Source organism: Streptomyces sp. NPDC007189, assembly GCF_040703635.1.
GTDB lineage: Bacteria > Actinomycetota > Actinomycetes > Streptomycetales > Streptomycetaceae > Streptomyces.
Genome location: NZ_JBEYEY010000013.1, coordinates 252875 through 265845 on the forward strand (window position 1 = coordinate 252875; position 12971 = coordinate 265845).

Genomic DNA, 12971 nt, shown 5'->3' on the forward strand with positions numbered 1-12971 from the left:
CTTGAGGAGGAGGTGCCACCTTGACCGCTCTCGCACACGAGAGGCCCGAGACCATGTCCGAGGCTCCGGCTGAATCCCTGAACGGACCCGACCTGGACGAGGTCCTGTGGCAGGCGTGGAAGGCCATGGAACTCCCCGAGGGCTACCACGCGGAGATCATCGAGGGAGCCATCGAGGTGTCGCCCACCGGTCGCCTTACCCACGCCCAGATCACGAACCGTCTGCGGCGGGCACTGGACAGATTCCTGGACGGCGCTGAACACGCGTGCCACCAGGACACCAACGTCATCCACAAGCGCAAGGGATGGATCCCGGACGCATTCGTCGCTCCCGAGGACCTCAAGCCCTATGCCGACGAGGAAGGACTGGGAGTGGAGGCCTCCGCTGTCCATCTCGTCGTCGAGGTCGTCTCCCCCGGCAAACGCAACCAGGACCGCGACCGCATCCGCAAGCGCCGCGAGTACGCCCGCGCCGGCATCCCCGTCTACGTGCTCATCGACGACTACGACGGCCAGGGCGCCGTCACCCTCTTCACCGGGCCGCGCCCCGACAAGGCCGACTGGGAGGACATCCACCGGGTCCCGTACGGGACGGAGGTCACCATCCCGGAAGGCCCCGCCAAGGGGTTCGTCATCGGCGAGGGCATCACCGGCCCCAAGCGGAGCTGACCGCAGCATCACCGTCACCTCTTTCCACAGCTTGTGGAAGCGCATGTGCTTTTGCCTTCGGTATCGAAAAACCCCCGTGAACAATTCACAGGGGTATTCCGGAACCGCAGAGATGTTCAGACAGGTTTTGTCCGAGCCCCGTTTGCCGGTTCCGTTGCCCGCTGTGCTGCCTGCGCTGCCCCCGGACCGCCCCGTACTCTCTACGCATGAGCAGCGACGACACCGTACGGGCCTTCCCCGCCCGCTCCATCGAGACCCATTCCGCGCTCACTCCGGACCAGGCCGAGGCGGTGCGGGCCCTGCTCGCCGAGGCCGCCGCGGTCGACGGGCAGCAACCGGTGTCCGAACAGGGCCGGCTGCAGCTGCGCGGCGAGGCCCGCGAGGGCGTCTCGCATCTGCTGCTGAACGTCGACGGCGAACTCGTCGGCTACGCCCAGCTGGAGGACACCGACCCGGTGGAGGCCCCGGCCGCCGAACTCGTCGTCCATCCCGCGCACCGCGGGCACGGGCACGGGCGGGCGCTCGGTGCGGCGCTGCTCGCCGCCTCCGGCAAGCGGCTGCGGGTGTGGGCGCACGGCGGGCACCCCGCCGCCCGGCACCTCGCCCAGGTCCTCGGCCTGACCCTGTTCCGCGAACTGCGGCAGATGCGGCGGCCGTTGACCGACCTGAAGCTGCCCGAGCCGGCGCTCCCGGAGGGCGTGAGCGTGCGCTCCTTCGTGCCCGGCAAGGACGACGCGGCCTGGCTCGCGGTCAACGCGGCCGCCTTCGCCCACCACCCCGAGCAGGGCTCGCTGACCCAGCGGGACCTCGACGACCGCAAGGTCCAGCCGTGGTTCGACCCGGCCGGGTTCTTCCTCGCCGAGCGGCGCGGGGAGCTGATCGGCTTCCACTGGACCAAGGTGCACGCCGAGGAGGGGCTCGGCGAGGTGTACGTCCTCGGCGTCCGCCCCGGCGAGCAGGGCGGCGGCCTCGGCAAGGCCCTCACCACGATCGGCCTGCGGCACCTGGCGGGGCAGCAGCTGCCGACCGCGATGCTCTATGTCGACGCCGACAATCAGGCGGCGGTGTCGGTGTACGAGCGGCTGGGGTTCACGACGTACGAGACGGACCTGATGTACCGCACGGAAACGTGACCCTGCGGGGCTGAGACCGTCCGCCTGGGCGCCGTGGGATTACTCGTCGTGTGCTCCGCGAACCCTGTGATCCGCCCCTCGCTAGCCCGGACGTCATGTCTCCGTAACCATTGATTCAGGCTGGCTTGCGACGCTCGGCCAATGACGCTCGCCGTGCCAGAGCCTTCGCCGCCCCCCGAGGGGCCCGCCCAGAACGGGGCCGGGACGCTCCCGCCCGCACGTTCCGATGCGCCCGTGATGCCGGTGGCGCGGAAGAATGGGTTCATGAGCCAGCACGACGCCCAGGCAGAGGTCCAGCGCATCCAGCCCGACGTGGGCTCCATAGCCGCGCACCGCACGCATTTCGCGCAGGGCGCGGTCTCCGACCTGGAACCGGACATCGACGCGGACCTCGACGCGTACGAGGAGTCGAGGACCGACGGCGCTCCGCTGCCGCAGGGCCGTTTCCTGGACCGTGAACGCAGCTGGCTCGCCTTCAACGAGCGGGTCCTGGAGCTGGCCGAGGATCCGGACACGCCGTTGCTGGAGCGCGCGAACTTCCTCGCGATCTTCGCCAGCAACCTGGACGAGTTCTTCATGGTCCGGGTGGCAGGGCTGAAGCGCCGTATCGCCACCGGCGTGGCCACCCGGTCCGCCTCGGGGCTGCAGCCGCGCGAGGTGCTGGAGATGATCTGGGCCCGCTCGCGCGAGCTCATGGCCCGGCACGCCGCCTGCTACCACGAGGACGTCGCCCCCGCGCTCGCGGAGGAGGGCATCCACCTGGTCCGCTGGAACGAGCTGACCGACAAGGAGCAGGCCCGCCTGTTCACGCTGTTCCGGCACCAGATCTTCCCCGTTCTCACGCCGCTGGCCGTCGACCCCGCGCACCCGTTCCCGTACATCTCCGGCCTCTCCCTGAACCTGGCCGTGGTCGTGCGGAACCCGGTAAGCGGCCACAAGCACTTCGCGCGCGTGAAGGTGCCGCCGCTGCTGTCCCGCTTCCTGGAGAGCAGCCCCGGCCGGTACGTCCCCATCGAGGACGTCATCGCCGCGCACCTGGAGGAGCTGTTCCCGGGCATGGAGGTGCTGGAGCACCACACCTTCCGCCTCACCCGGAACGAGGACCTGGAGGTCGAGGAGGACGACGCCGAGAACCTGCTCCAGGCCCTGGAGAAGGAGCTCATGCGGCGCCGCTTCGGCCCGCCGGTGCGCCTGGAGGTCGAGGAGTCCGTCGACCGCGAGGTGCTGGACCTGCTCGTGCGCGAGCTGAAGATCTCCGAGGCGGAGGTGTACCCGCTGCCGGGTCCGCTCGACCTCACCGGCCTGTTCCGGATCCACGGCCTCGACCGGCCCGAGCTGAAGTACCCGAAGTTCGTCGCCGGCACCCACCGCGACCTCGCCGAGGTGGAGTCCGCGTCCGCGCCGGACATCTTCGCCGCCCTGCGCACCCGCGACGTCCTGCTGCACCACCCGTACGACAGCTTCTCCACGTCCGTGCAGGCGTTCCTGGAGCAGGCGGCGGGCGACCCGGACGTCCTCGCGATCAAGCAGACCCTGTACCGCACCTCCGGCGACTCCCCGATAGTCGACGCGCTGATCGACGCCGCCGAGTCCGGCAAGCAGGTCCTCGTCCTGGTGGAGATCAAGGCCCGCTTCGACGAGCACGCCAACATCAAGTGGGCGCGCAAGCTGGAGGAGGCCGGCTGCCACGTCGTCTACGGCCTGGTCGGCCTGAAGACGCACTGCAAGCTGTCCCTCGTCGTCCGCCAGGAGGGCGAGACGCTGCGCCGCTACAGCCACGTCGGCACGGGCAACTACCACCCGAAGACGGCGCGCCTGTACGAGGACCTCGGCCTGCTCACCGCCGACCCGCAGGTCGGCGCCGACCTCTCCGACCTGTTCAACCGGCTGTCGGGCTACTCGCGCCGGGAGACCTACCGCCGGCTGCTGGTGGCCCCGAAGTCGCTGCGCGACGGTCTGATCTCGCGGATAGAGAAGGAGGTCCAGCACCACCGCGCGGGCCGTCCGGCCTTCGTCCGCATCAAGGTCAACTCCATGGTCGACGAGGCCGTCATCGACGCCCTCTACCGCGCGTCCCAGGCGGGCGTGCCGGTGGACGTGTGGGTGCGCGGCATCTGCGCGCTGCGCCCCGGCGTCTCCGGCCTGTCGGAGAACATCCGGGTCCGCTCGGTCCTCGGCCGCTTCCTCGAGCACTCCCGGGTGTTCGCCTTCGGCAACGGCGGCGAGCCCGAGGTGTGGTTCGGCAGCGCCGACATGATGCACCGCAACCTCGACCGCCGGATAGAAGCCCTGGTGCGGGTCGTCGATCCCGCCCACCGGGCGGCCCTGAACCGGCTGCTCGACACCGGCATGTCCGACGCGACCTCCTCCTGGCACCTCGGCCCGGACGGCGAGTGGACGCGACACGCGACCGACGCGGACGGACAGCCGCTGCGCAACGTCCAGGAGATGCTCATAGACGCCCGGAGGCGCCGGCGTGGCACAGCAACACCTTGACCCGACGGACCCCGCGGCCGCCGAGGTGACCGGGGACGCCCTCGCGGCGTACCTGCGCGCCCAGGCCACGGAGTTCCTGCGCGCCCTGCGCCTGCACCGCGAGACCGGCGGTCACACGGCGGGCGGCGCCGAGGAGTCCGTCGACGCGGCCCGGCTGCTGCGCCGCTCGGCCCGCCGCATCAGCGGCAGCCTGCACACCTTCCGCCCGCTCCTCGACGCCGACTGGTCCGAGGAGATGCGCCCCGAACTGGCGTGGCTGTCCGGCACGTTGGGCCTTGAGCACGCCTACGAGGCCCGGCTGGAACGGCTGCTGCTGGCGCTGCACCGGTTGTCGGGGGCCACGACGTTCCCGGGCCAGGCGGTGGCGACGGCGGGCGTCGGCAGCGTGGGCGCGACGGCGAGCACGGGCGATGCGGCAGCCGCCGGGGCGGCGCCCGCCCCGCTGAAAGCGGCACTGGAGAACACCGGTGGTCCGGCCAACGCGACGGCGACGGCAGAGCGCGGCAACCTCACCGTGGGCGCGGCCAAAGCAGGCGCCCTGCTGGAACGCCAGCTCACCCTCGCCCGGACGAGGGCCCACTCCACAGCCCTGCAGGCACTGGGATCCAGCCGCTTCCACGCCGTCGCCGACAAGGTCGCCGTACTGGCCAGCGAGGTCCCCCTCACCCCCGCCGCGCCCACCACCGACCTGCGCCCGCCGGCAGCCGCCGCGGAGGAACGGCTGACCGCCGCGATCGCGGCGCTCCCCCTGGTCACGGCGGGCCACCCCTACAACGCAGAGGCCCTGGTGCACGGTCTGTCACCGGACCCGGCCCCGCACCCGCAGGACGGCCCCTGGCACCAGGTCCGGCTGCTGCTGCGGCTGCACCGCTACGCCCAGGAGGCGCTGCACGGCGGCAACATGCCGGTGGACGTGCGACTGCTGGCGGCCGGGCGGGCGCTGAACCGGCACCGGGACGCCTCGGAGGCGGCAGCGGCGGCGGCCCAGGCGGCCCGTACGCCCCGGATCGCCCCGGCGACGGCGTACGCGCTCGGCGTGCTCCACGCCGACCAGCGGCACGAGGTGGAGGCCGCCAGGTTCGCCTTCCAGCAGGCCTGGCAGAAGCGGACGGTCAGCACACCCTGAGTCCCCGAAGGAGGGCGGTGTGGACGACACCCTGGTGCGGGCGGCCGGCTGCGTGCTGTGGCGCCGCTCGCCGGCCTCCGGGGACCTGGAGATCTGTCTGGTCCACCGGCCGAAGTACGACGACTGGTCCCACCCCAAGGGCAAGCTCAAGCGGGGTGAGGACCCGCTCGCGGGCGCCCTGCGCGAGGTCGCGGAGGAGACCGGGTACACCGCCCGGCCCGGGGCCGAGCTGCCGACCGTGCGCTATGTGGCGGGCGGCCGTCCCAAGCAGGTGCGGTACTGGGCGGCCGAGGCGGTCTCCGGCCGCTTCACCCCGAACAGCGAGGTGGACCGGATCCTGTGGCTCTCCCCCGCCGCCGCCCGCGGCCGGCTCACCCAGATCCGGGACCGCGAGCTGGTCGACGCCCTTCACAGGCCCGCCGTGTGAGCCTCCGCGTCCGTCCGTGCCTGGCTGCGGGCGCGGCGGGCCGGACCGCGCCAGCCGCAGGTGCAGCGGGCCACGCAGAAACGGCCCTGTTCCGTCGTCGAGGTGAGGTGCTCCTGCCCCTGCCGGACGCGCTCCGGCCCCTCCTGCTGCGCCACGCCGACAACGTTACCGGCCCCTGGATGAAGGGCTCCTGGTGCGGTGTCCGCTCCCTCGCCGCGTGACGACGCCCCCCTGCCCGTCGTTGACCGGAGGAGTAGGGGGCCCGTGACGGACGTACCGGCTGGGGGTAGGCAGGCGATGGAGCGGCGGCAGCACAGGAGCGCGGGCAGTACGGTCCTCGCGGTCGGCATCATGCTCGGCCTCGGGGCGGGTGCCACGGGCTGTTCCGGCAGCGGGGCCGCCGCCGAGGACGTCAAGGGCGGGGGTGATCCGGTCGCCGTGCTGCGCCGGGCGGCCGACACCCTGCGCGGGGCGGGCAGTTCGCAGGCGACCACCTCCATGGAGATGGCCACGGGCGGCACCCGGGTCACCATCCGCGGCCAGGGTGTCTACGACTACCGGCACCGCCTCGGCCGGCTCACCGTCGTGCTGCCCGAGGATCCGGCGGGCGCCTCCGAGCACCAGCCGATCACCGAACTCCTCGCGCCGGGCGCCCTGTTCATGAAGAACCGGGGCGCGGGCGTGCCCGCCGACAAGTGGGTGCGGGTGGACATCGCCACGCTGTCCGACGGCAACCTGGTCACCGGCGGCGCGACCGACCCGTACGCGGCGGCCGAGGTGCTGCGCGGCACCCGCACCGCGGCCTACGTCGGCCGGACCGAGGTCGGCGGCACCCCCGTGCTGCACTACCGGGGCACGGCGGACCTGCGCGGCGCGGCCCGCCTGGCCTCCACCGGGAACCGCGGCCCGCTGGCCGCGGCGGCGAAAGGGTTCGCCACGACCGAAGTCCCGTTCGACGCCTATCTCGACGACCAGGGCCGCATCCGCAAGCTCAGGCAGCGCTTCAGCTTCGTCAACGGCCGGCAGAAGAACCCCGTGGCGGTCGCCTCGACGACCCTGCTGTACGACTTCGGCGCCCCCGCCGACGTACGGCTGCCGCGCTCCGCGGACATCTACGCGGGCCGTATCGCCGAGGACCGCGACTAGTCCCTACCGCCGGTGCGTAAGTAGCCCGTCCGTGCCATGCGCGGTGTGTAGGCCACTCCCTACTCTAGGAAGCCGGTGACGGCAGAGAGAAGGTGAGGCGGGTGGCACCGGTCGGCGGTACGGCGGTGCAGGACCACGTGGCCCTCGCCGAGATCGAGCTGTGCGGGGAGCTGATCATCGCGGCCTCCGCCGCCGAGGACCGGCTCAGTCTGGAGAGCATCGACGAGGTGCTCCGCGTCGCCGAGGAACGCGCGGCCTGCGGGGCCTGCGACCCGGCCTAGGACCGCAGGAGGCGGCCGATCGCCTTCGTCGCCTCGTCCACCTTCGTGTCGATCTCGTCGCCGCCCTTGAGGGCCGCGTCGGCCACGCAGTGCCGCAGGTGCTCCTCCAGCAGCTGCAGCGCGAAGGACTGCAGCGCCTTGGTGGAGGCGGAGACCTGGGTCAGTATGTCGATGCAGTAGGTGTCCTCGTCGACCATCCGCTGCAGGCCGCGGATCTGGCCCTCGATCCGGCGCAGCCGCTTGAGGTGCTCGTCCTTCTGCTTGTGGTAGCCGTGCGTGGCATGCGGGGTGTGCGCGGTCTCACCCGCGGCCGCGCCCGTGGTCTCGCTCACGGTCTCGCCCGTGGTCTGGGAGGGTGCCGTTTCGGCGCCGGCCTCGGTCGTCGTCATCGCGGGCCTCCATTTCGGGACGAGCGGCGGGCACAATCGGGGATCCATACCCCTACTGGGTATATGGTAACCAACTTTCGGGGTAGACAGCCCTTGGTCCGCCCCCGTGCTGATCATCCTGCCCGATGGGCGACACTGGGATGCGGCCCGATAGCCGTGGCCGGATGATGCGCCTAGCATCACCCTGACCGAAACCGAAGCACCTAGAGGAACCCACGTGCGCTTTCGTCTGACCCCCAGGGAGACGAGCTTCTACGACATGTTCGCCGCGTCCGCGGACAACATCGTCACGGGCTCGAAACTCCTGATGGAACTGCTCGGGGCGGACGCTTCCGCCCGGGCCGAGATCGCAGAGCGTATGCGGGCCGCGGAACACGCAGGTGACGACGCCACGCACGCGATCTTCCACCAGCTGAACTCCTCGTTCATCACGCCGTTCGACCGCGAGGACATCTACACCCTCGCCGGGTCCCTCGACGACATCATGGACTTCATGGAGGAGGCCGTCGACCTGGTCGTCCTCTACAACGTCGAGGAACTGCCGAAGGGCGTCGAGCAGCAGATCGAGGTGCTGGCCCGGGCGGCCGAGCTGACCGCGGAGGCGATGCCGAACCTCCGCACGCTGGACAACCTCACCGAGTACTGGATCGAGGTCAACCGCCTGGAGAACCAGGCCGACCAGATCCACCGCAAACTGCTGGCCCACCTCTTCAACGGCAAGTACGACGCGATCGAGGTGCTCAAGCTCAAGCAGATCGTGGACGTCCTGGAAGAGGCGGCCGACGCGTTCGAGCACGTGGCGAACACGGTGGAGACCATCGCCGTCAAGGAGTCCTGAGGCGTCGATGGCCACCTTCGCCCTGGTCGTGACCATCGCGGTCGCGCTCTTCTTCACGTACACGAACGGCTTCCACGACTCGGCGAACGCGATCGCCACGTCGGTCTCCACGCGGGCACTGACCCCGCGGGCGGCGCTCGCCATGGCGGCGGTCATGAACCTGGCCGGCGCCTTTCTGGGCTCCGGGGTCGCCAAGACGGTCAGCGAGGGCCTGATCGAGTCGCCCTCGGGCTCGCACGGGATGGGGATCCTCTTCGCGGCCCTGATCGGCGCGATCACCTGGAACCTGGTCACCTGGTACTTCGGCCTGCCCTCGTCCTCCTCCCACGCCCTGTTCGGCGGCCTGGTGGGCGCGGCCCTCGCGGGCGGTACGGCCGTCCACTGGAACGGCGTGGTCGACAAGATCATCATTCCGATGTTCCTGTCCCCGGTGGTCGGCCTGATCGTCGGCTACCTGGTGATGCTGGCGATCATGTGGCTGTTCCGCCGGGCCAACCCGCACAAGGCCAAGCGCGGCTTCCGGATCGCGCAGACGGTCTCGGCGGCCGGCATGGCCCTCGGTCACGGCCTCCAGGACGCCCAGAAGACGATGGGCGTGGTCGTGATGGCACTGGTGATTTCCGGCCACGAGACGTTCGGCGACCCGATCCCGGTCTGGGTGAAGATCGTCTCGGCGCTGATGCTCTCCCTCGGCACCTACGCGGGCGGCTGGCGCATCATGCGCACGCTCGGCCGCAAGATCATCGAGCTGGACCCGCCACAGGGCTTCGCCGCGGAGGCGACCGGCGCCTCGATCATGTTCGGCACGGCGTACCTCTTCAAGGCCCCGATCTCCACGACCCACGTCATCACCTCGGCGATCATGGGTGTCGGCGCGACCAAGCGCCTCAACGCCGTCCGCTGGGGCGTGGCCAAGAACATCGTCCTGGGCTGGTTCATCACCATGCCGGCCGCGGCCCTGGTCGCGGCCCTGGCCTTCGGCATCGTGAACCTGACGGTCCTGTAAGCCCGTCCGTCCCCGCCCACCCGACTCGCCCGCCTGAAACACGGGCCGAGGGAGGTGGGCGTTCTCATGCACCGAGCCACCGAGCGCTGCCGCGCACGAAGGCCAGGCAGCAAAGGCCGACCGGAGCGGCGTGCTGGGGCGTGCTGACCGGACGCGTGGGGGTGGGGGATCGGGGGGTTCTGCACCCATCCCCAGCCCCTCAGCCAAGCCCTTCCCCCACGCACCCCGGCCCTTCAATCAACCGCTCCCCAGCCGCCGGCCATTCAGCCGACCGAGTCGGGTGGGTGGGCAAAGGGGGCCAGGGGCGGAGCCCCGGCGGGGTTGGGGGCGGAGCCCCCGGATGCGGCAGGGAAGCGGAACGCAGTGGGCCCGCCCCAGAAGAGGGGCGGGCCCTTTGCGTCCTCACGGTGGCACCGCCATGCAGCACCGCGAGGGGTTCTGGGACACCGGCGTCGGCCTAGCCGAAGCGGCCCGAGATGTAGTCCTCGGTGGCCTGGACGGACGGGTTGGAGAAGATGCGCTCGGTGTCGTCGATCTCGATCAGCCGCCCCGGCTGACCCACCGCGGCGAGGTTGAAGAACGCCGTACGGTCCGAGACACGCGCCGCCTGCTGCATGTTGTGCGTCACGATGACGATCGTGAAGCGCTCCTTCAGCTCACCGATCAGGTCCTCGATCGCGAGCGTCGAGATCGGGTCCAGCGCGGAGCACGGCTCGTCCATCAGCAGCACCTTCGGCTCCACCGCGATCGCGCGGGCGATGCACAGACGCTGCTGCTGGCCACCGGACAGCCCGGAGCCCGGCTTGTTCAGCCGGTCCTTGACCTCGTTCCAGAGGTTCGCGCCCTTGAGCGACTTCTCGACGACGTCGCTCAGTTCCGACTTCTTGTAGTTGCCGTTCAGCCGCAGACCCGCCGCCACGTTGTCGAAGATCGACATCGTGGGGAAGGGGTTCGGCCGCTGGAAGACCATGCCCACCTCGCGGCGGACGGACACCGGGTCGATCCCGGCGCCGTACAGGTCCTCGTCGTCCAGCAGCACCTTGCCCTCGACGCGGCCACCCGGCGTGACCTCGTGCATCCGGTTCAGCGTGCGCAGGAACGTCGACTTGCCGCAGCCGGAGGGGCCGATGAACGCCGTCACCGAACGCGGCTCGACGGTCATCGAGATGTCCTCGATCGCCTTGTGGGAGCCGTAGTACGCGGTCAGTCCGCTTACGTCGATTCGCTTGGCCATGTCGTCTACTTCACTTCCAGAAAATCAAGCTCGGTCGCTGTGTGGCCCCGCCCGGAGCCGGAAATAGTCGCCTCAGCGACCGGTCTTGGGGGCCTTCCAGCGGGCGATGCCGCGGGCCACCAGGTTGAGGATCATCACGAAGGCGATCAGCGTGAGGGACGCCGCCCACGCGCGGTCGTACGCCGCTCCCGAACCCGCGCTGTTGGCGAACTGCTGGTAGATGTACAGCGGCAGCGACGCCTGCGCGCCCTCGAAGGGGTTGTTGTTGATGAACGGGTTGCCGAAGACCAGCAGCAGCACCGGCGCGGTCTCACCGGCGATACGGGCGACCGACAGCATGATGCCGGTGGTGATGCCGCCGATGGAGGTCGGCAGGACCACCTTCAGGATGGTGCGCCACTTCGGCACGCCCAGCGCCAGCGAGGCCTCGCGCAGCTCGTTCGGGACGAGCTTGAGCATCTCCTCGGTGGACCGGACGACGACCGGCATCATCAGGATGGCCAGGGCCAGCGAACCGGCGAAGCCGAACGGCTGCATCTTGAAGATGAGCATCAGCGACAGGATGAACAGGCCGGCGACGATCGACGGGATGCCCGTCATGACGTCGACGAAGAACGTCACCGCCTTGGCGAGCCGGCCGCGGCCGTACTCCACCAGGTAGATCGCGGTGAGCACGCCGATCGGGGCGCCGATCAGGGTGCCCAGGCCGACCTGCTCCAGGCTGCCGATGATGGCGTGGTAGATGCCGCCGCCGGGCTCGTCGTCGGCGACGACGCCCATCGAGTGGGTCAGGAAGTAGACGTCCAGGACCTTCACACCGCGCGCGACGGTCACCCAGATCAGGGAGACCAGCGGGATCACGGCGACCAGGAAGGCGACCCAGACCAGGCTGGTCGCCACGCGGTCCTTGGCCTGGCGGCGGCCCTCGACGCGCGCGGCGACGCCGTACGTGCCGAGGACGAACAGGACCGCGGCGATCAGACCCCACTGGATCCTGCTGTCCAGGCCGGCGGCCAGGGAGATGCCGATGCCGAGGACCAGGGAGCCGGCGGCGGTCGCCCACGGCGTCCACTTCGGCAGGCTGGCGGCCCGCAGGCTGCTCGAGCGCTTGTCGGTCAGGCTTGCGGTGCTCATGCGTTGGCCCCCGAGTACTCCGCGCGGCGGGCGATGATCAGCCGGGCCGCGCCGTTGACCAGCAGGGTGATGACGAAGAGGACCAGACCGGAGGCGATGAGCGCGTCCCGGCCGAACTCGGTCGCCTCGCTGAACTTGCTGGCGATGTTCTGGGCGAAGGTGCCGCCGCCCGGGTTGAGCAGGCTGGCGTGGATGATGAAGTCGGGGGAGAGCACGGTGGCCACGGCCATCGTCTCACCGAGGGCGCGGCCGAGGCCGAGCATCGACGCGGAGATCACACCGGAGCGGCCGAAGGGCAGCACGGACATGCGGACGACCTCCCAGCGCGTGGCGCCGAGGGCCAGGGCGGCCTCCTCGTGCATGCGCGGGACCTGGCGGAAGACCTCGCGGCTCACGTTGGTGATGATCGGCAGGATCATGATCGCGAGCAGGATGCCGACGCTGAGCATGGAGCGCGGCGCGCCCTTGTCCCAGGAGAAGATCCCGGTCCAGCCGAAGAAGTCGTCGAGCCAGCCGTACAGGCCGTTCATGTGCGGCACCAGGACCAGGGCGCCCCACAGGCCGTAGACGATGGACGGCACGGCGGCGAGCAGGTCGATCACGTACGCCACCGGGCCGGACAGGCGGCGCGGTGCGTAGTGCGTGATGAACAGCGCGATCGCGACCGCGACCGGGACGGCGATGACCATGGCGATGACCGAGGAGACGATCGTGCCGAAGGCCAGCACCGCGATGCCGAAGGTCGGCGGGGTGAGGTTGGTGTTCCACTCGGAGGTGGTCAGGAAGTTGCCGTGGTCCTTGCTGATCGCGAGGGAGGCACGGTAGGTGAGGAAGACCGCGATCGCGGCCATGATCACCAGCAGCAGGATGCCCGAGCCGCGGGTCAGGCCCAGGAAGATCCGGTCGCCGGGGCGGGTCGCACCGCGGGCGGCGCGTTTCTGCTCGGTCAGCGAGGGCTGGGGCGTGGGCGGCGGTGCGTCTGGGGTCTTGGTCGATATGTCCATCGGGTTCTCCGGTCTGCGGAACCGGGCGCCCTCACGGGCGGCGGCTCATGGCGGCGGTGCACCGGACGGTGCGGCCCGGGCCCTGGCGG

At 70.6% G+C, this 12971-nt stretch carries 14 protein-coding genes; 9 read left to right on the forward strand and 5 right to left on the reverse strand.

Annotated features, from left to right (window positions below):
• Nucleotides 1-20 precede the first annotated feature (20 nt).
• From AB0950_RS26180 to AB0950_RS26200, 5 genes are all read left to right on the forward strand, one after another.
• Entirely contained in the window at nt 21-668 is a 648-nt protein-coding gene (locus AB0950_RS26180) for a Uma2 family endonuclease (protein ID WP_366779531.1), read from the forward strand.
• Nucleotides 669-874: 206 nt separating this feature from the next.
• The gene (mshD, locus tag AB0950_RS26185; protein ID WP_366779532.1) at nt 875-1801 is read left to right on the forward strand and encodes a mycothiol synthase; all 927 of its coding nucleotides are present in this window, start codon (nt 875-877) and stop codon (nt 1799-1801) included.
• Nucleotides 1802-2065: 264 nt separating this feature from the next.
• A complete protein-coding gene (locus AB0950_RS26190) occupies nt 2066-4297 on the forward strand; it encodes an RNA degradosome polyphosphate kinase (RefSeq protein WP_360160076.1) in 2232 nt (743 codons plus the stop codon).
• Nucleotides 4278-5423 carry a CHAD domain-containing protein gene (locus AB0950_RS26195; protein WP_366779533.1) on the forward strand — a complete coding sequence of 382 codons (1146 nt, stop codon included), beginning with the start codon at nt 4278-4280 and terminating at the stop codon, nt 5421-5423. Before AB0950_RS26190 ends, AB0950_RS26195 begins: the two co-directional genes overlap by 20 nt.
• 19 nt (nt 5424-5442) lie before the next feature.
• Nucleotides 5443-5850 (forward strand): NUDIX hydrolase, encoded by a 408-nt coding sequence (locus AB0950_RS26200; protein ID WP_360160078.1) that lies wholly within the window; start codon nt 5443-5445, stop codon nt 5848-5850.
• Here AB0950_RS26200 and AB0950_RS26205 read toward each other — a convergent pair.
• Nucleotides 5832-6005 carry a hypothetical protein gene (locus AB0950_RS26205; protein WP_360160079.1) on the reverse strand — a complete coding sequence of 58 codons (174 nt, stop codon included), beginning with the start codon at nt 6003-6005 and terminating at the stop codon, nt 5832-5834. The two genes, AB0950_RS26200 and AB0950_RS26205, sit on opposite strands and share 19 nt — an antisense overlap.
• A gap of 142 nt (nt 6006-6147) precedes the next feature.
• On the opposite strand from AB0950_RS26205, the gene AB0950_RS26210 reads away from it, so the two are divergent.
• The gene (locus AB0950_RS26210) at nt 6148-6996 is read left to right on the forward strand and encodes a hypothetical protein (RefSeq protein WP_366779540.1); all 849 of its coding nucleotides are present in this window, start codon (nt 6148-6150) and stop codon (nt 6994-6996) included.
• A 92-nt stretch (nt 6997-7088) separates the two neighbouring features.
• Nucleotides 7089-7277, forward strand: coding sequence for a hypothetical protein (locus AB0950_RS26215; protein WP_360160080.1), 189 nt, complete (start codon nt 7089-7091; stop codon nt 7275-7277).
• Here the strand turns inward: AB0950_RS26215 and AB0950_RS26220 are convergent.
• Nucleotides 7274-7666, reverse strand: coding sequence for a metal-sensitive transcriptional regulator (locus tag AB0950_RS26220; protein ID WP_360160081.1), 393 nt, complete (start codon nt 7664-7666; stop codon nt 7274-7276). The two genes, AB0950_RS26215 and AB0950_RS26220, sit on opposite strands and share 4 nt — an antisense overlap.
• 217 nt (nt 7667-7883) lie before the next feature.
• On the opposite strand from AB0950_RS26220, the gene AB0950_RS26225 reads away from it, so the two are divergent.
• Nucleotides 7884-8504 (forward strand): DUF47 family protein, encoded by a 621-nt coding sequence (locus tag AB0950_RS26225; RefSeq protein WP_116150267.1) that lies wholly within the window; start codon nt 7884-7886, stop codon nt 8502-8504.
• Nucleotides 8505-8511: 7 nt separating this feature from the next.
• Nucleotides 8512-9510: an inorganic phosphate transporter gene (locus tag AB0950_RS26230; RefSeq protein WP_360160082.1), complete on the forward strand. Its 999-nt coding sequence runs from the start codon at nt 8512-8514 to the stop codon at nt 9508-9510.
• Between the two features lie 457 nt (nt 9511-9967).
• Here AB0950_RS26230 and pstB read toward each other — a convergent pair whose 3' ends face one another.
• From pstB to pstC, 3 genes are all read right to left on the reverse strand, one after another.
• Entirely contained in the window at nt 9968-10744 is a 777-nt protein-coding gene (gene pstB / locus AB0950_RS26235; RefSeq protein ID WP_073901271.1) for a phosphate ABC transporter ATP-binding protein PstB, read from the reverse strand.
• A 72-nt stretch (nt 10745-10816) separates the two neighbouring features.
• The gene (pstA, locus tag AB0950_RS26240; RefSeq protein WP_360160083.1) at nt 10817-11878 is read right to left on the reverse strand and encodes a phosphate ABC transporter permease PstA; all 1062 of its coding nucleotides are present in this window, start codon (nt 11876-11878) and stop codon (nt 10817-10819) included.
• Nucleotides 11875-12882 (reverse strand): phosphate ABC transporter permease subunit PstC, encoded by a 1008-nt coding sequence (gene pstC / locus AB0950_RS26245; protein ID WP_360160084.1) that lies wholly within the window; start codon nt 12880-12882, stop codon nt 11875-11877. Before pstC ends, pstA begins: the two co-directional genes overlap by 4 nt.
• Nucleotides 12883-12971: the final 89 nt, after the last annotated feature.

Excerpts from the sequence above, each read along its gene's own strand:
- mshD (WP_366779532.1), top strand. The coding sequence starts at position 875 with ATGAGCAGCGACGACACCGTACGGGCCTTCCCCGCCCGCTCCATCGAG.
- AB0950_RS26190 (WP_360160076.1), top strand. The coding sequence starts at position 2,066 with ATGAGCCAGCACGACGCCCAGGCAGAGGTCCAGCGCATCCAGCCCGAC.
- AB0950_RS26210 (WP_366779540.1), top strand. The coding sequence starts at position 6,148 with ATGGAGCGGCGGCAGCACAGGAGCGCGGGCAGTACGGTCCTCGCGGTC.
- AB0950_RS26220 (WP_360160081.1), bottom strand. The coding sequence starts at position 7,666 with ATGACGACGACCGAGGCCGGCGCCGAAACGGCACCCTCCCAGACCACG.
- AB0950_RS26230 (WP_360160082.1), top strand. The coding sequence starts at position 8,512 with ATGGCCACCTTCGCCCTGGTCGTGACCATCGCGGTCGCGCTCTTCTTC.
- pstB (WP_073901271.1), bottom strand. The coding sequence starts at position 10,744 with ATGGCCAAGCGAATCGACGTAAGCGGACTGACCGCGTACTACGGCTCC.
- pstA (WP_360160083.1), bottom strand. The coding sequence starts at position 11,878 with ATGAGCACCGCAAGCCTGACCGACAAGCGCTCGAGCAGCCTGCGGGCC.
- pstC (WP_360160084.1), bottom strand. The coding sequence starts at position 12,882 with ATGGACATATCGACCAAGACCCCAGACGCACCGCCGCCCACGCCCCAG.